The following is a 17,185-nucleotide window of genomic DNA, read 5'->3' on the forward strand; positions in this document are numbered from 1 at the left end:
AAAGACTTTGTGTCAAGGTATTGAAAAAATATTAGAAAGTCAAGTATTTGATCATTTTTTTAATGCCGCAACTTTTATTTTAAAATGCTTCTAAGTAGTAAAAAGAACTGATCTGTTCAGCTTCGGGCGACTTCATGTAGTCAATGCCTAAAAGAAATAGCCCGATTCAGCAAATCAAAAAGATAGTCCTTCAGTATTTTTGGGTCATTTTTAAAACTACGTGTTTCTCTGTGAATAATCGATTATATTTGAGAATTGGGAGTAGAAACACTGCCGATAACACCAGATATAGTAAATATCGCGAAAAGCGATACTTCCCATATCCAATCGTTGGTGGCAATACAAGAAAATGATTTATACATAAAGAAAATTCATTAAATTTGAATAAAACGGACAAAAATGACAGTTGTAGAAAAATATATTGTGGAGACTTATTCAAATCTTTTTGAAGGGTTAAATTCTATCAGTAAAATTGAGCTGCTTGAAAAGCTTGCAAAATCCCTTAAAAAAGGAAGAAAAAGCAGGGATGCGGAATTTTATAAGTCTTTTGGAGCTTTCGGCTCTGAAAAACCAGCTGAAGAAATCATTAAAGAAATTAAAGAAAGTCGGAAATTTAAGGGAGAAGAATTGAAATTGTAGCAATATGCAGTATTTATTGGACACGAATATGTGTGTCTTTTTTCTTCGTGGAAAATTGAAATTAGACAAAACAATCAGAGAAAAGGGAATTGACAATTGCTTTATTTCAGAGCTAACTGTGTTCGAATTGAAATATGGTGCGGAAAATAGCGATAACCCAACGAAATCCCATAAAGCTGTTGACAACTTTGTAAAAGGATTATCAGTAATACCTATTTATGGAATTGTGGAAAGATACGCCGAAGAAAAAGTAAGATTAAGAAAAAATGGAACACCAATGAATGACGAATTTGACTTAATAATTGGTGTTACTGCAATTGTAAATGATTTAATATTGGTTACCGACAATATCAAAGACTTCAAACATCTAAACAAATTAAACATTGAAAATTGGTTTGTGAGGAAGTAAGTACTGCCACCAAGCGGTATAAACGCAATAGCGGCTAATTGCTATATCCAAAAGTGGTTTTAAATCAAAATTCAGTTATAGCCTGAAAAATAAATGCGTAAATCCTGCTACTGCGCTTATACTATACGTCAGACACAAGCAAAAAGCCCAGATAGTATTGAAATTACGTAATAAATCATTTAATTGGCACGTAAAACAATTGTTATGGATAAAAAACTGACATTAAGTTTCAATAAATCAGTTATTGAAAGCGCAAAAGAATATGCGAAATCAAATAACATAAGTCTGTCAAAACTCATCGAATCTTATTTAGCGTCACTTGGGAAACACAAAAGGAATTAAACGGAAATAACGCCTCTTGTTGAAAGCTTGAGTAGGGTTGTAAATGCGAGTATGACCCAGTTGGATTGGAGCCTTGGCAAACAGCTTGTCGCTACATAGTCTGCCCAGTTAGCTAAAGAATATTTTAAAGGATGGAGTTAAAAACAAGTAAGACGTTGTTTGCGCTTTGCGGAGGCAATTAAGTTGGTCTCATTTAAAAACCCTGTGTTCATTTAACCCTAAGGTTGAATTCACTTTAAAACAATTTTTATTTTGACTTTTTCAACTTTACAATTAAAAGGCGTAGTAATAATAAAAACGGAATTCCATGAAAAAGTACATCAAACCAATCTGCAGCTTTCATTCCGACAGCTCCTCCGGCAATCCATTTAATTTTTCCCCAAATGTGTGGTTCTGGAAAGAAGGGTGCAAGACCCAAGGTTAGACATAGCAGTAAAATGAGTCGCCAGTTGTTTAATAGTTCCATTGAAATAGTTTTTTTATTGTTAGTTGGCACTTCAGCTGCGCTCAGTGTAACAGATTTTTTTAGTACCATTTTCGAGTAAACAAGCCCATCAATGTTCTCGGGCTTAGGGTTATTATAAACCGTACTTTTTGGTCGTAGTTTGGTAGGTTTGGTTCAAAACCTAAGTTGGAATAAACAGGAAAATAAAGCTCAAAATAATCAGCAACTAAACTTACCCGTATTCCGCTATCAAAAACAGCTTTAGTTCCTTTATGGCTGTTGTGGACTAAACCAACATCTCCATAGGCATAAATCCATTTCCAGATATTTGTATTGGCGTTAAGGGTGGTTATCCAACTATTGGCAAAAGCGGGTTGCAATTGCGACTTAAAACCTCCTTCGGCAATAACCAATTGCTGGCTAAACAAACCTGCATTTTCACTACGTCCGTAATAATTATAATCAAACATATAATCATTGGTGCGGTCTAGGGCAAAACTGAAAAAATCTTCACTTTCCCGAGTATCGTTAAACAGAAAAGCACCAGCGTACAACCGTATGTTAAGCTGGCGGTTGTTTAAAAAAAGTTTACGGTATTCCAAATCTGCCGATAGTTTGCTGAATTTTGATGAAATTTGGTAATCTATCAGTCCTTTGAAATAGTTTATCAGGTTTGAATCTGAGTATTTATACTGAATATTAAAAACATTATAATTAGGCTCTTGAATTGGATCGTTGAGGCTTTCATCTCGATGCACATTTACGCTGCGCAAGTTTATATATTGTCTTTTATTATCCCTAAGATCTGGATTTCGGAAAGCAAACGACATATACGGAGAAAACCGTTTGTAGAAAAGATCACGGTCGTAAGAATGGTAACTGCCGGCAAACCCATAGCGCATGGCATACAGGTTTCCTTCGTCCATATCTTGCACGTAACTTATGGAAGCACTTCCCACAATTGTTTTAGAACGTGAAGCATATTGGGGCGCCAAGCTGTATCTCAGCGGTTTGGCTAATAGTGTTTTATTGTTAAGTCGTACGCCTGCCGAAATACCATCATATAAATTATATTGAAAAATAGGCATAAAGAAGACTTGGTTGTAATTGGGGTCTTCCATGTCTTGGAGAAGTCGAAACTGAATAGGTTTATTCAGAATACCTTTTAGGTTTTTGTAATTATTCCGTCGGTTGTATTCGGGTATTTCGCCTTCATAATTGAGTGCCAATTTTCGAACGTTTTCTGAAGGAACTGTAATTGTAGTAATACTATCTACAGGTGTTGTCCAAGTTTTAAATACTACTTCATCTTTGTTAAGCCCATAAACTGAAACAGGGAGCTGTGTTTTTCTTTTGTTTCTTATGGATACTTTCAAAGAATCCCCAAATTTTTCTACTTTATTAATTTTGAAATCAATCGTGCTTCTTTTATCAACATAATCTTCAAAAAACCAATTAACGGTAAGGGTAGTGTTTTTCGAAAGAATTGTTTCAAAATCTGAAGTTTTAATTGGCTTTAATTTATTTTCAGAATAAAACTGTTTGAGGCTCGTGCCTAAAACGTCATTTCCTAAATAATCATTTAGATAATTCAAGCCCGTTCCTCCATAATAACCATTGGCTATGTTTTTATTAAATTTTAATAATGAATCTTTTTGAACAGTAAGCGCTTGATGAATATTGTTGCGCGCCATATTTAAATAAAGAAGCGGATATTGATCATTGAACTCTATGTCCGAAATATGCGCCCAGTTAATAATCCACCAATCACTTAAAGCTCCGATTATCTTCATCTTTGGGTAGTAGGTGTCTACATATTCCATCATTAAATATACCTGAAGCGCATCTTGAAGCCAGTAATCTTTACGCGGATTTAAAATTAAAGTATTGTTTATATACTGACGCGATATGGTTTTTAATTGTTCCATATCGTGTTCAAAACCATTAGGGAAAGGACTAATAAAACTGGGCAACTGGTTTAGTCCATATACTGGGTTATTTTTATAATCTGCTTCACTGATTAGTATTTTATCAAACGGATAAGGGCCGAGTTTTGAGTCTAAAAAATGCACTATACGATCAGATATCAAAGCCCTTAATGGAGTGTTTATACGGCTGTTATGTAAATTTGAAACTACTTTCAACTTATCCGTTTCTACAATGTCAAACCTTGCATCTTTTTCAATATAAAGATCTGCACTTATTCGGTTTTTGCCATGGAGTTTTGTGGTTTTAATGTTTTTTTCTCCAGTCGAAATGGTTTCTGAAACCAAATCTAATTCTGAATTTAGGGAATAGATATTTGGGTAATGAAATGTAATTGAAAACTCGGAAGGTGTTACATATAAATCATCTGTGTTTTTATTGCTGTACACTTGCCATTGGCCATCATAAACCGCTGGTGAAATATACCAATAGCGCAGTTTGTAATCGTCAAATTTGTTTACTCCAAAACGCGTAAAACGGTCGTCAGGAACTTTTACAGTATACTCTATGCCGAAGGTGTAATTTTGGTTTGGTAATAGCGGTGAGTCTAATATAATGGTAAGAATATCAACTTGTTTCCCTCGTTGCCATTGTAGTGGAGTAGCAGTTTTGTTATAAACTCTTTCAATATGCGTTCTTCCGCGATCTTCTTCTTTTTCAAAATGGAAGGCACTAACATAGTTTTCAGCAAAACGTTTTGCCAACGGTGTTGTTTTATCCGAAAAACTATTGGCCCAATCAAATAGATATATTTCGTTTAAGGTGTCTTGCGAAGTGTTTTGATAGGTTATTTCTTGCTTAATGGAAATGCTCTTTTTTGTCGGGTCTAGGGTTGCATCAATAGAAATAGTATGCTGTGCCTTTCCTTGAAATGCCGCAAAAAAAAGGATGATGAAAAAAAAATATCTAACTATCAAGAAGACTTAACGAATTTGAATGTAGGTGCGTTTGGAATATTTGATTTTAGATAATAAATGCCATTTGCCAATAGACTAATATCTACAGAAATGTATTGGTTGTTTTCTGAACGATATTCCAAAAGTTTTTGACCTATGGTGTTGTACACTTCAAACGAAACATTTCCAAAAACATTTGAACCCAAGCGAATATTTAGTTTTTCATTTACTAAAGTGGCCTCTAGGCTAATAGGTACTTCTGTTGCAAAGTCTTGGCTGCTTAAAACAATGTTTTTATTGGTTTCAATATCCATTACAACAGGTAAATGGTCGCTCATATTGTAAAGGTTTTCACGTAGTTCTGCACTGAAATCACCGCTACAATCTGGACTGTTTATGCTATTATCAAAGCAATTGCCATTATTGCCATAGGCTTTATAGGTTTCAGGAATATATCTAAGTTTTGGGTCGGTCATCATATTTTCAGAAACCAAGATAAAATCAAATCTATCATCTAATCCGCCACCTGCTCCTGCGCCAAATGGTCCCGAACTTGTACGTGTGCTTTGCGTGTGAATATCTTGAAATTCGGGTTTGTTATTCCAAGAGCCTGGGCGGTCTATTGGATCTACAAATACAATGTTATTGGTAGGGTCGAGGAGCTCTTGATAAGCTGGTTCAGAATGTGTATAAAAGTTAAAATCGCCTGCAAAAATTACGTGCGAATTAGGATCTACCGTTTCCAACCTATTGGTTAATTGCTGCACCATTTCTAACCTTAGTTGTTTGTTTGCCGTTCCTTGGCTAGATTTTAAGTGGGTTACAAAAATATCGAATAAAACAGGGTCTGAATCTTGATCTTCAGTACTGAGTTTTAATTGATAATAATTTATATCGCGAACAGGAGTGGGGATTACATCTGAAGTTACCAAAGTGAACATTCCCTTCCTGTAATAAATCATTTGTAAATGATCAGGGTCTCCAGATTGCGTAGGTTCAAACGGAGCCATTCTATAGTTTTCGCCATCGCTATTTAAAGAAATATCGAGAATTAGATTCGCTCCGTATTCGTTTTGAAGTTCGCATACCATGAAAATATCTGGTTCATATTCATCCAGAATGTCCCGAAGAATTTCTGCTCTGTTATTTGGATAAGCGGCAGGAAAATCAAGGACATTGTAAAACATTGTCTTTATAGTTTCTTGGGCGTTGAGTCCAAACGTAAAGAGAATGAATAACAGTTGAATTGATCTTTTAAAAATTTTCATGGAATTGAAATTAAAAATTAGGGCTTAGATTGTATTCATTATAGAAATCGTTGAGAATTGTAAGTACTTCATCTTCGGTGTCTACTAAGTGTACCAAGTCTAAGTCTTCGGTGTTTATATTTTTGGCATTTACGAGCGTTTCTTTAATCCATTCAAAAAGCCCTTTCCAAAATTCAGTGCCAACTAAAATAATTGGAAATTTTTCGATTTTATGCGTTTGTATAAGCGTTAAGGCTTCGAACAATTCATCTAAAGTTCCAAATCCTCCGGGCATTACTACAAATCCTTGTGAGTATTTTACAAACATAACCTTTCGAACAAAAAAGTAATCGAAATCAATGCTTTTGTCGCTATCGATGTACGGATTGTCGTGTTGCTCAAACGGAAGTGTAATGTTTAATCCTACTGAAGTTCCGCCAGCAAGGTGCGCACCTTTGTTACCTGCCTCCATAATTCCAGGACCTCCGCCAGTAATAACTCCGTAACCGTTTTCGGTAATTCTTTTAGCGATACTTTCGGCCAATTTGTAATACTTGTGGTCTGGCTTAGTACGTGCCGAACCAAAAATGGATACACAAGGGCCAATGCGGCTCATTTTTTCATAGCCATTAACAAATTCTCCCATAATTTTAAATATGGCCCAAGAATCGTTGTTTTTTACTGCATTCCAATTTTTTGGTATTCTTTCGTCTCTCATTTTATATCTGTCTGTTTTATATAGCTTGAACTTGGTTTTTGAAACAAGCCTATGTTTTTTAATGTTTTTTAGAAATGTTCAGTGTATAGTTTTCAAAAATTTATTTTTCATAACTGATAACTGAAAAAGTAACTTATCCAAACATTGCCAAAGCTACTAAAGTAATTCTTTTTTAAGGAATCGGGCGGTGTGGCTCTTTTTATGTGTTGCAATTTCCTGCGGGGTACCAACGGCCATAACTTTTCCGCCTTTTCGTCCTCCTTCGGGGCCAATGTCTATAATATGATCCATTGTTTTAATTACGTCCATATTGTGTTCAATAATTAGTACAGTATTGCCTTTATCTGCCAATTTGTTTAGTACTATTAATAACACTCGAATATCTTCAAAATGAAGTCCAGTTGTTGGTTCATCTAAAATGTAAAATGTTTTTCCTGTGTCTCTTTTTGACAATTCGCTAGCTAGCTTTACTCGTTGCGCTTCTCCTCCCGAAAGGGTTGTAGACTGCTGTCCAAGCGTGATGTATCCAAGACCAACCTCTTTTATCGTTTTGATTTTTCGATATATTTTCGGAATGTTTTCAAAGAAATCGGATGCTTCGTTGATGGTCATTTTAAGCACATCGTGAATAGATTTTCCTTTAAATCTTATTTCCAAGGTTTCACGGTTAAAGCGTTTTCCTTGACAGGTTTCGCATTCAACGTAAACATCGGGTAAAAAGTTCATTTCTATAACTCTAAGGCCAGCTCCTTTGCAGGTTTCACATCTTCCGCCCGAGACATTAAAACTAAAACGTCCTGGTTTATACCCACGAATCAATGCTTCTGGTGTTTTTGCAAACAGATTCCTGATTTCAGAAAAAACACCCGTATAAGTGGCTGGATTACTACGTGGGGTACGACCAATAGGCGATTGATCGATGCTTATAACTTTATCAATATGTTCAAGACCTTCAATCTTTTTAAAAGGCATTGGTTTTTTTACTCCGTTGAAGAAATGTGCATTTAAAATAGGATACAAGGTTTCATTGATGAGCGTAGATTTTCCACTGCCCGACACTCCCGTAACGCCTATCATTTTCCCTAATGGGAAATCGACTGAGATGTTTTTTAAATTGTTTCCAGTTGCGCCTTTAATGGTTAACACTTTGCCATTTCCTTCTCTATGCTTTTCGGGAATTTCAATTTGCTTCCTTCCGTTCAAATAATCTGAAGTTAACGTATCGTGGTTTTTAATTTCCGCTGGGCTGCCTTCCGAAACTATTTCGCCCCCGTGCCTTCCTGCTGCTGGACCAATATCTATTACGTAATCCGCACTTTCAATCATATCCTTATCGTGTTCCACTACTAGTACGGAGTTTCCTATGTCTCTTAAACTTTGAAGGGAATGAATCAAGCGTTCGTTGTCACGTTGATGCAGCCCAATACTAGGTTCGTCTAGAATATAAAGTACGCCAACCAATTGTGAACCTATCTGAGTTGCCAGACGGATTCGTTGCGCTTCACCTCCCGATAAGGATTTAGAACCTCGGTCTAAGGCTAAATAGGTAAGACCAACATCTACTAAAAATTGAAGTCTCGTTTTAACTTCTTTTATAATTTCAGAAGCTATTTTTACTTGGGTTTCGGAGATGTTTTTCTCAAGATTCTTAAACCAAGCTGCCAATTCCACCACATCCATATTGGCTAACTCGGCAATGTTTTTATCATTGACTTTAAAGTAAAGTGATTCTTTTCTCAAGCGAGTGCCGCCACATTCTGGGCAAGCAATCTTATCCATATACTCCTTGGCCCACCGTTGTAAAGATTTCGATTCATTTGCCTCAAAAGTGTTTTGTATAAACGTGGCAACGCCTTCAAAATCTATTTTATAATTTCTTGTGATTCCTAAGGTTTTGGAAGAGATATTGACTTGTTCATTTCCTCCGAAAAAAATCACTTCTTTAGCTTCTTTTGGAATACTCTCAAAAGTATCGGTTAATTTAAAACCATACCGCTCGGCAATAAGTTCTAATTGTTTAAAAATCCAATTATTTTTTTGTGGTCCGTGGGGAGCTAATGCACCTTTTTTGATTGAAAGTTTTGGGTCTGGAACCAATTTTTGAAGATTGACTTCGTATAATTTCCCTAAACCCTTACATCGTGGGCACATGCCTTTAGGCGAATTAAAAGAAAAGTTGTTTGGCTCTGGATTGGGATAGGAAATCCCGGAGCTTGGACACATCAACGATCGACTAAAATAACGAGCTTCACCGCTGTCGTTGTCTAAAACTTGCAATACATCGTCTCCGTGGTACATTGCGGTGTTGATGGATTCAGAAAGGCGTTTGTCTAAATTTTCTTTCGAATCATCGTTGGCCGAGTTGGAAGGAATCTTAAGTCTGTCGATTACGATTTCAATATCGTGATTTTTGTAACGGTCCACTTTCATACCGCTAACAATCTCGCGCACAACACCATCTACCCGTACCTTTACAAAACCTTGTTTGGCAATTTGCTCAAAAAGTTCGCGATAATGCCCTTTTCGGGAACGGACTACTGGCGCCAAGATGCTTACTTTTTTATCGGCGAAGTTTTCTAGGATTAAATTTTTAATCTGTTCGTCGCTATAACTAACCATTTTTTGGCCTGTGTTATAGCTGTAAGCATCACTTGCTCGGGCAAATAAAAGACGTAGAAAATCGTAAATTTCAGTAATAGTTCCAACGGTTGAACGTGGACTTTTACTTGTTGTTTTTTGTTCGATGGCGATTACAGGCGAAAGTCCTTCAATTTTATCCACATCGGGACGCTCTAAGCTGCCTAGGAATTGGCGCGCATAGGCCGAAAAAGTTTCGATATAGCGTCGCTGTCCTTCGGCATAAATAGTGTCGAATGCCAAAGAGGATTTCCCACTGCCCGAAAGGCCTGTTATTACTACCATTTTGTCTCTGGGAATGCGGACATCTATATTCTTTAAATTATGAACACGCGCACCCAATACCTCAATAAAATCCTCGTTTTTTGACATAGTTTGCAAAGGTACTTAATTGAACCGAAATTAAGCAGCCCAAGTAGTTTATGGATTGTTAATATTTAGCTCCCTTTCGCCTAGAAATTACCTGTGTACAGCCTTTTAAACCGTTTTCAGTAATGGTTGAGGTTTGGACACTTTATCTTATTCCGACTAGTAATTGAAGGATTATTTAAAAGTCCTTAAGTTGTACTAATGACGTTATTAAACTTAGGACGAAAGGACAAAAGGCGTAAGGCTATTTCAGATGACAACAACGTCCCGTCTTACTTGGTGTTAACAAAGCATTAGGCAGAAGATCTTAAGTTAAAGCCCATTTATCTTTGGTGCTTTTCACGATTCCACGAGCTAAAGCTACGGGGTTATTAGATTTAATTAACAAAAAACCAACAATAGCCTAAAATCATAAGAATTCATTGGGTTTTCAAGAGCTATGGGGGGCTAAAGCCAGAATCGTGCATCGTTTGATTATCCACGGGCTGAACCTACCCGTTCCGTCAGGTGGGGCACCGTGGTTATTCTATGTAGCCTATTTCAATAACCCCGTGCTTTAGCTCGGGGAAGCAGGCAAGTGTGGCAGTTGGCTTTAGCCAAACCTTCTTTCTTATTACAATTTGAGCTAAGCCCAATAATCATAGGCTATTCTTGCATTACTCGGATTTAGTGCTGTTTAAATGTTAGTCAAAATATAAAGTAAGTGTCTCTGATTTTTTCTTGAATCAATATCCCACAGCCGTATCGTCACCACGTGAATCTGCCCCACCTTCCAACGTGCCGTTTGGAAGGATGCGAATGGCATCCACTTTTCCAATTATCGGATCCGATTCTGTGTTTTCGGGATATCCTTTTTTTTCTAAAGAAGTAATTAATTCTCTTGGGAATCTTTCAGACTCATAGCGAAGAACATCTGGAAGCCACTGATGATGAAATCGAGCAACATCAACAGCTTGCTGCATATTCATTTCGAATTCATACACGTTTAAAATAGTTTGCGCTACCGAAGTTATAATCGTAGAACCTCCAGGAGTTCCTACTACCATCCATAATTTGCCATCCTTTTCAACTATGGTTGGCGTCATAGAGCTTAACATTCGTTTTTGTGGGGCAATGGCGTTTGCTTTCCCACCAACCAAACCATATACATTGGGTACTCCAGGTTTAGCACTAAAATCGTCCATTTCATTATTTAAAAAGAAGCCAAGATCGTTGACATACAATTTTGATCCGTATTCTGAATTGAGCGTTGTTGTAGCAGAAACCGCATTTCCGAAGGCGTCCACAATTGAGTAATGTGTGGTCTGTGGACTTTCATAACCATTGATAACACCAGGTTTTACAGTTGAAGACGAGGTGGCGGCATCAAATGAAAAACTGCTCATTCTTTCTGATAGATATGCACCTGACAATAATGAATCGATTGGAATCGAAACAAAGTCAGGGTCGCCTAAATAAAAACTTCTGTCCGCATAAGCACGACGTTCCGCTTCTGCAAGTACTTGAATATATTTCTCGCTGTTATGGCCATATTCTGAAAGCGGATAGGGTTCAACCATTTTCAAAATCTGTGCAAGGCAAATTCCACCACTAGATGGAGGTGGCATAGAAATAACCTTCAGGTCTTTATAATTGAATACAATTGGCTCACGCCATTTGGCTTCATAAGCTTCCAAGTCTTCCAACGTAAAAATTCCTCCTTTCAGTTTTATAAACTCAACCAGTTTTTCGCCTGTTTCACCACCGTAAAACTCAAATCGTCCGTTTTGTACTATGAGTTCAAGTGTTTTTGCTAAAGCTATATTTTTCAGTGTGTCGCCAGCTTTATAGGTTTCGGTATAAATGGAATTTCCTTTATTTACTTCTATAAATTGAGGTCTGAATTTTTCAAATCGTTGTGCTTGTTGTTCAGTTATAATATATCCGTTTTTTGCAAGTTCGATTACTGGTTTTAAAATTATTTCCATAGGGAGACTTCCAAACTTTTCGTGAACGGCAAATATTCCAGCTATAGTTCCCGGAACACCAACCGCCAATGCACCAGATTTGCTTTTTTCGGAAAGATAATTTCCATTTTCATCTAAGAACATTTTTTCAGTGGCTGCTAGTGGTGCTTTTTCACGATAGTCTAAAGCTCCAATTTCCCCAAATTGAGTTCGGTACACCATAAATCCGCCGCCGCCAAGATTTCCAGCATACGGAAAACTAACCGCTAGTGCCATTTCTGTGGCAATCATCGCATCAAAAGCATTCCCGCCCATTTTCAGGATTTCAGTCCCAATTCTTGAAGCTTCGGCACGTGCAGAAACGACCATGGCACTGTCGGCAATTGGTGCGATTATTTCTTTTTCGGTAATTTCAGGAGTTGGAGTTGAAGCTGTCTGTACGCGGTTTTCATTACACGATACAAACAGAACAAACGCAATTAGTAGGGGGATGAGTTTCATAGTTGATTTAATTTCTGTTTAGAGAATTCTCTTAATTCCTCAAAAAAAGAAGTGAATTCAGATTCAAATTCATCGTAATATTCAATGAGCTCTGTCACAGCTTGGTCCATCTTGACCACACCTTTTATACGAACATTCATTTGGATTAATATTTTACCGATACCTTCAATGGTGGCATAGCTCAGCAACCAATTGTCGGCAATCATATACGGCATCATACGCTGAATTCGCGGTGGAAGGGTTGTGAAGTTTTTTCGGAGTAATTCATAAAAATCGTCAACAAATTTATCTAACGGTTTAGCGTGATATTTACTCCAATTTTTTGCTAAAAAATGATCGTAAAGTATATCGACAATCACTCCGCTATAATGCCCATAGTTTTTGTGAAGCTTTGCGGTGCTTTTCTGAACGGTTGGGTGAGAATCAGTAAAAGTGTCGATACCACGGTGTAAAATAATGCCTTTGGCAATACCCGCGGGATATTTAAGGTAACGTTTTCCTTTGATGCCATCGGCAATAAAATTACCAATTATTACATCTTTGTCATCGCCAGAAAGGTAGATATGGGCTAAAAAATTCATTCAATAAATATATGTATTTTTGAACTCCTAAAACTGAAATTTGAAGAGGTTACCGAATTTAGATCCATTACGGTTTTTTCTGGCTTCTATAGTCTTACTTTTTCACCTACCTCAACTTTCACGCAACCAAGGGCTTCCGTATTTTGATGGGCTTCCTATTTACCATCGTGGCGTAGAAGCGGTGTATGTGTTTTTTGCGTTGAGTGGGTTTCTTATTATTCGACTTATTTACCGAGCAAAAATTAGGGGCGCTTTCTCAATTAAAGACTTTTATATTCGGAGGATTCTGCGAATTTTCCCGCTCTATTATCTCGTTTTGGGATTTGGATTGCTGTTTTATAATGTTATCCTACCATTCTTGAATATTCCATTCGAAATAAATTATACTTGGAAAGAAGCCTTGTTTTATAATTTGTTTTTTCTTCCCAATGTATTCGCAAAGGTCTATGAGCCAGGAGGAATAATCGAGATTCTGTGGTCTATTGGAATAGAGGAACAGTTCTATCTCCTGATTGCTCCTTTGTTGTTTTTCGTGAATGTAAAATGGGTTTTAAAGGTTTTAGGACTCCTACTAATCACTTATTTTATCATATTTTGGACGGATGCTTTTCCAGTACTACGGAAGTTTAATTTTGTGTTTTTCTATCTTTTTTCGGGAGGGGTTATTGCAATTCTTGAAGAGGAGAAAAAGCTGGAATTCGTTAAACGAACCACAATTTTCCCTGCAATAGTTTGTATTACCACTTTACTATACTTTATAACCGATTGGTTTATCTTTGAACCCTTGTGGCTCCGAGGTTTGTTCACGTGCTTTTTGTTTGGGTTTTTTATACATTCCTTAGCTTTCAATAACCGAGGTGTAATACTGAATAGTAGGCTTTTGGATTACTTAGGAAGTATTTCGTATGGAATTTATATGTTTCACGCAATTGTTTTAAATGCAGTTGTCTTTTTGTTCTTAAAATTGGAAATATTTAGAAACCTTACTGATATTTCAACAATAATTTTAATGCACCTTCTTATATTCGCAGGAACACTTTTGATTGCTCATTTATCATACACATATTTTGAGCTTTACTTTTTAAAATTAAAAAACAGATTTAGAAAATGACATTAATAAAATCAATATCCGGTATCCGAGGCACAATTGGCGGGATACAAGGTGAAAACTTAACTCCAATCGATGCTGTAAAATACGCAGCAGCCTACGGAAGTTGGGTAAAACAACAACGAAACAAAGAGAGCTACCGAGTAGTTGTAGGCCGTGATGCACGTATTTCGGGCGAAATGGTGCAACAATTGGTAATGAACACCCTCGTTGGGATGGGTATAACCGTAATCGACCTTGGACTTTCCACAACTCCAACCGTAGAAGTAGCAGTGGCAATGGAACACGCGGATGGCGGAATTATCCTAACTGCTAGCCATAACCCAAAACAATGGAATGCATTAAAACTATTAAATAGTAAAGGTGAATTTTTGAATGCAGCCGAAGGACAAAAAATCCTAGATATTGCCGAAGGAGCAGATATTGAGTTTGCCGAAGTTGATGATTTGGGAGAAATTCACAGAAACGACGCTTACATAGATATCCACATCGACGAAATATTGGACTTGCCTTTGGTGAATGCCGACGTAATTAAAAAAGCTAAGTTTAAAGTGGTTGTAGATGCTGTAAATTCAACTGGAGGAATTGCAATTCCGTTGTTGTTGGAAGCTTTAGGCGTAGAACCTGTAAAATTGTACTGTACGCCAAACGGCCAATTTCCACACAATCCGGAGCCTTTAAAAGAACATTTAGGCGATTTGATGAACATGGTGGTCGATGAGAATGCGGACTTCGGAATTGTAGTAGATCCAGATGTAGATCGTTTGGCTTTTGTTGATGAAAATGGCGAAATGTTTGGCGAAGAATATACACTTGTTGCCGTTGCCGATTATGTGTTACAGAAAACACCAGGAAATACAGTTTCAAACATGTCTTCATCCCGTGCATTGCGCGACGTTACTGAAAAACACGGGGGTACGTATACCGCTAGTGCAGTAGGTGAGGTGAACGTTGTTGAGAAAATGAAAGAAACCAAAGCCGTGATTGGAGGTGAAGGAAATGGCGGAATTATCTACCCAGAATTGCACTACGGAAGAGATAGCTTGGTAGGTGTTGCTTTATTTTTAAGCTTTCTAGCTGAAGAAAAAATTGCTGTGAGTGAACTTCGGAAGAAATATACTGCTTATTTTATGAGCAAAAAGAAAATTGAATTAACGCCACAGCTCGATGTTGATGCTATTTTGAAAGCAATGGAAGCGAAATACGCTACAGAAGATATTAATACAATTGATGGTGTAAAAATAGACTTTCCTGAAAATTGGGTTCACCTTAGAAAGTCGAACACAGAACCAATTATCCGAATTTACACCGAAGCAAAATCGCAAGAAGAAGCAGATTCATTAGCCGATAGAATTATAGGTGAAATAAAAGAAATTGCGGGAATTTAATTGTCACGTTTTTGATGCTTTTTGAAAGCAAAGAGAGATTTTTATAGTTATTTAATGCCTAAGTGTTTTTAAAAATACTTAGGCATTTTATTTTCTACCTGAAAACCTCCACCGCGCAATAGGCGTTATTAAAACAATTTATTCAATTACACTTTGTCTCGGTGTTTCCAACGCTTATGCGACCATAAATAATATTCTGGTTTTTCGTGGATTTGATTTTCGAGTGCATCAAAAAACATTCGGGTTATCTGAAAATCGGGATATTCTTTTGGGTTGTCGGCTAAAGGAACAAAAGTAGCGGTATAGTATCCGCGTTTTGCTTTTTCAACTTTAAGATAGAGCACTGCAAAATCAAGTTTTTTAGCCAACTCTTCGGTTCCCGTAAACATTGGTACGTCAATTCCTAAAAAAGTGTCGTGATATTTAAAAGCACCCATTTTTGGGGTTTGATCCGAAAGAATGTATGTCAGGGTTTTCTCGCCTTTTCTCCACTTTCTGTATAATACACTCACTATTTTTTTATTAGTTATAAGTGTTGCCCCAAAATGCTCCCTTGTTTTCTTTACCAGAGCGTTTAATTGTTTGTTTACAAGTGTTTTGTAAACTGCATGCCCTTGATGAGGCATTAATTTATTTAAAATACCACTCCATTCCCAGTTGCCATAATGCCCAGTCATTAGCAAGATGCTTCGGTCATTGGCGTAATAATCGTCAAGAATTTCGGTGTTAGTAAATACAAAGCGCTCGCGGATTTCTTTTTCTGAAATAGTAAAAGCTTTGATGGTTTCAACAATAATGTCGCATAAGTGTTTAAAAAACAATTTCGATATTAGATTTCGTTCTTCCTGAGTCTTTTCAGGAAACACCAAGGCGAGGTTGTCTTTCACTACTTTTTTACGATATCCAATAACGTGATAAATCAGAAAAAAAAGCACAGTAGATTTTACATATAAAATCTGCATTGGCAACTTAGAAAGTAACCACAGAATGGGATAAACTAATATATAAAGCAGTTTTTGCATAAAAATTGATTCGGCAAAACTACTCAAATTTATCTTTTGAAATGAGAAAAGAAAGTTCAAGATGTTAAATGAAGAAAAAGGAGTATAATTCTCTTATTTTCCAATTTTCAGCATAATTCTTCATTTAAAATGCGATTGAATATGTTGTTGAATTCCGTTTATATAATTATTAACGTAATCGCTGCATATTCGCTTCAAGTTCGTTGTTTGTTCGATAATCTAGATATTTTTCAATCAACAAACAAACGAGCGACGAAGCAGCTACGACCTTGATACGAACAAAAGTACTATTAGATTCAAATTAAGTTGTTGTGTTTGGTTCAAAAATCAAATTGTTTCTCTTAAACAACCCGAAATAGATGGATAAAATGGGTTATATTTGAGACATGACCTAGGGTTCAAGTTTAATTTTTTTTGATGTATGAACAAAATAGTAATCATAATTGTAGCGGTAGTTTTTCTAATAGTCATTTACAATTATTACCAAAGTAAACAAGCCAAGAAAAAACTGAGGGAATTAAATGAAAGTAGACCGAAACTTTCCAAAATAAAATATGTAAACCAACTAGTGCTAAAAGGGTTTGATAAACATCACGCTGAAGTTGTATACGACACAATAAAAGAATTTATCCGAATGGACGATATTTCACTTTATCCTGAAGATGATATTCACGTAGTTTATGGAGTGGAGGAATTGCAGGATATGGAATTGTTGGATCGCGTTTGTGATAAATTGAATTTAAGAAGGGCAAATCAAAAAGATTGTGATGCATTAAATGAGAATTTGACAATCTTTAATGCGGAATATATTCTGACTTTAACTAGAAATTTGAAGTAACTATCAAGTGAATTTCAGGAAGATCTAAACTTATAGGTTTATAATGAAATAAGAAACTTGTTTTTAACCACCTCACAAAATTCCAAACCAATTACACAAGTTCCATTATTTAT

14 protein-coding genes are annotated in these 17,185 nt (G+C 36.5%); 6 read left to right on the forward strand and 8 right to left on the reverse strand.

Annotated features, from left to right (window positions below):
* Positions 1–399: 399 nt before the first annotated feature.
* From BLW28_RS02870 to BLW28_RS15955, 3 genes are all read left to right on the forward strand, one after another.
* Complete coding sequence (locus tag BLW28_RS02870; protein ID WP_073214068.1) at positions 400–639, forward strand: hypothetical protein; 240 nt, start codon at positions 400–402, stop codon at positions 637–639.
* Between the two features lie 4 nt (positions 640–643).
* Entirely contained in the window at positions 644–1,048 is a 405-nt protein-coding gene (locus BLW28_RS02875) for a type II toxin-antitoxin system VapC family toxin (RefSeq protein ID WP_073214071.1), read from the forward strand.
* 204 nt (positions 1,049–1,252) lie between these two features.
* Entirely contained in the window at positions 1,253–1,390 is a 138-nt protein-coding gene (locus tag BLW28_RS15955) for a DUF6364 family protein (RefSeq protein WP_394331652.1), read from the forward strand.
* A gap of 247 nt (positions 1,391–1,637) precedes the next feature.
* Here BLW28_RS15955 and BLW28_RS02880 read toward each other — a convergent pair whose 3' ends face one another.
* The 7 genes from BLW28_RS02880 to BLW28_RS02910 all read right to left on the reverse strand — a co-directional run bounded on the left by BLW28_RS02880 (position 1,638) and on the right by BLW28_RS02910 (position 12,716).
* Positions 1,638–1,856 carry a hypothetical protein gene (locus BLW28_RS02880; protein ID WP_073214568.1) on the reverse strand — a complete coding sequence of 73 codons (219 nt, stop codon included), beginning with the start codon at positions 1,854–1,856 and terminating at the stop codon, positions 1,638–1,640.
* A 59-nt stretch (positions 1,857–1,915) separates the two neighbouring features.
* Positions 1,916–4,738: a gluzincin family metallopeptidase gene (locus BLW28_RS02885; RefSeq protein ID WP_073214074.1), complete on the reverse strand. Its 2,823-nt coding sequence runs from the start codon at positions 4,736–4,738 to the stop codon at positions 1,916–1,918.
* Positions 4,735–5,985, reverse strand: a complete 1,251-nt coding sequence (locus BLW28_RS02890) for an endonuclease/exonuclease/phosphatase family protein (RefSeq protein ID WP_073214077.1) — start codon at positions 5,983–5,985, stop codon at positions 4,735–4,737. The genes BLW28_RS02885 and BLW28_RS02890 overlap by 4 nt, the downstream gene beginning before the upstream one ends.
* Positions 5,986–5,995: 10 nt before the next feature.
* Complete coding sequence (locus BLW28_RS02895; RefSeq protein WP_073214080.1) at positions 5,996–6,682, reverse strand: LOG family protein; 687 nt, start codon at positions 6,680–6,682, stop codon at positions 5,996–5,998.
* Positions 6,683–6,838: 156 nt separating this feature from the next.
* Entirely contained in the window at positions 6,839–9,691 is a 2,853-nt protein-coding gene (gene uvrA / locus BLW28_RS02900) for an excinuclease ABC subunit UvrA (protein WP_073214085.1), read from the reverse strand.
* 722 nt (positions 9,692–10,413) lie between these two features.
* Complete coding sequence (gene ggt / locus BLW28_RS02905) at positions 10,414–12,135, reverse strand: gamma-glutamyltransferase (protein WP_073214089.1); 1,722 nt, start codon at positions 12,133–12,135, stop codon at positions 10,414–10,416.
* A complete protein-coding gene (locus BLW28_RS02910; protein ID WP_073214093.1) occupies positions 12,132–12,716 on the reverse strand; it encodes an acyl carrier protein phosphodiesterase in 585 nt (194 codons plus the stop codon). Before BLW28_RS02910 ends, ggt begins: the two co-directional genes overlap by 4 nt.
* A gap of 40 nt (positions 12,717–12,756) precedes the next feature.
* On the opposite strand from BLW28_RS02910, the gene BLW28_RS02915 reads away from it, so the two are divergent.
* Both BLW28_RS02915 and glmM read left to right on the forward strand, forming a co-directional pair.
* Positions 12,757–13,827: an acyltransferase family protein gene (locus BLW28_RS02915; protein ID WP_073214095.1), complete on the forward strand. Its 1,071-nt coding sequence runs from the start codon at positions 12,757–12,759 to the stop codon at positions 13,825–13,827.
* Positions 13,824–15,212, forward strand: coding sequence for a phosphoglucosamine mutase (glmM, locus tag BLW28_RS02920; RefSeq protein WP_073214099.1), 1,389 nt, complete (start codon positions 13,824–13,826; stop codon positions 15,210–15,212). Before BLW28_RS02915 ends, glmM begins: the two co-directional genes overlap by 4 nt.
* 146 nt (positions 15,213–15,358) lie before the next feature.
* Here glmM and BLW28_RS02925 read toward each other — a convergent pair whose 3' ends face one another.
* On the reverse strand, positions 15,359–16,234 hold the full coding sequence (locus tag BLW28_RS02925; RefSeq protein ID WP_073214102.1) for a lysophospholipid acyltransferase family protein: 876 nt from the start codon (positions 16,232–16,234) through the stop codon (positions 15,359–15,361).
* A gap of 421 nt (positions 16,235–16,655) precedes the next feature.
* Between BLW28_RS02925 and BLW28_RS02930 the strand changes: the two genes are divergently transcribed.
* Complete coding sequence (locus BLW28_RS02930) at positions 16,656–17,072, forward strand: hypothetical protein (protein WP_073214106.1); 417 nt, start codon at positions 16,656–16,658, stop codon at positions 17,070–17,072.
* Positions 17,073–17,185 lie beyond the last annotated feature (113 nt).

The sequence above is a fragment of the Aequorivita viscosa genome (assembly GCF_900106795.1).
Taxonomy (GTDB): domain Bacteria; phylum Bacteroidota; class Bacteroidia; order Flavobacteriales; family Flavobacteriaceae; genus Aequorivita; species Aequorivita viscosa.

Coding starts and splice junctions, on each gene's coding strand:
- BLW28_RS02870 (WP_073214068.1), top strand. CDS start 400: ATGACAGTTGTAGAAAAATATATTGTGGAGACTTATTCAAATCTTTTT.
- BLW28_RS02875 (WP_073214071.1), top strand. CDS start 644: ATGCAGTATTTATTGGACACGAATATGTGTGTCTTTTTTCTTCGTGGA.
- BLW28_RS15955 (WP_394331652.1), top strand. CDS start 1,253: ATGGATAAAAAACTGACATTAAGTTTCAATAAATCAGTTATTGAAAGC.
- BLW28_RS02880 (WP_073214568.1), bottom strand. CDS start 1,856: ATGGAACTATTAAACAACTGGCGACTCATTTTACTGCTATGTCTAACC.
- BLW28_RS02890 (WP_073214077.1), bottom strand. CDS start 5,985: ATGAAAATTTTTAAAAGATCAATTCAACTGTTATTCATTCTCTTTACG.
- BLW28_RS02895 (WP_073214080.1), bottom strand. CDS start 6,682: ATGAGAGACGAAAGAATACCAAAAAATTGGAATGCAGTAAAAAACAAC.
- uvrA (WP_073214085.1), bottom strand. CDS start 9,691: ATGTCAAAAAACGAGGATTTTATTGAGGTATTGGGTGCGCGTGTTCAT.
- ggt (WP_073214089.1), bottom strand. CDS start 12,135: ATGAAACTCATCCCCCTACTAATTGCGTTTGTTCTGTTTGTATCGTGT.
- BLW28_RS02910 (WP_073214093.1), bottom strand. CDS start 12,716: ATGAATTTTTTAGCCCATATCTACCTTTCTGGCGATGACAAAGATGTA.
- glmM (WP_073214099.1), top strand. CDS start 13,824: ATGACATTAATAAAATCAATATCCGGTATCCGAGGCACAATTGGCGGG.
- BLW28_RS02925 (WP_073214102.1), bottom strand. CDS start 16,234: ATGCAAAAACTGCTTTATATATTAGTTTATCCCATTCTGTGGTTACTT.
- BLW28_RS02930 (WP_073214106.1), top strand. CDS start 16,656: ATGAACAAAATAGTAATCATAATTGTAGCGGTAGTTTTTCTAATAGTC.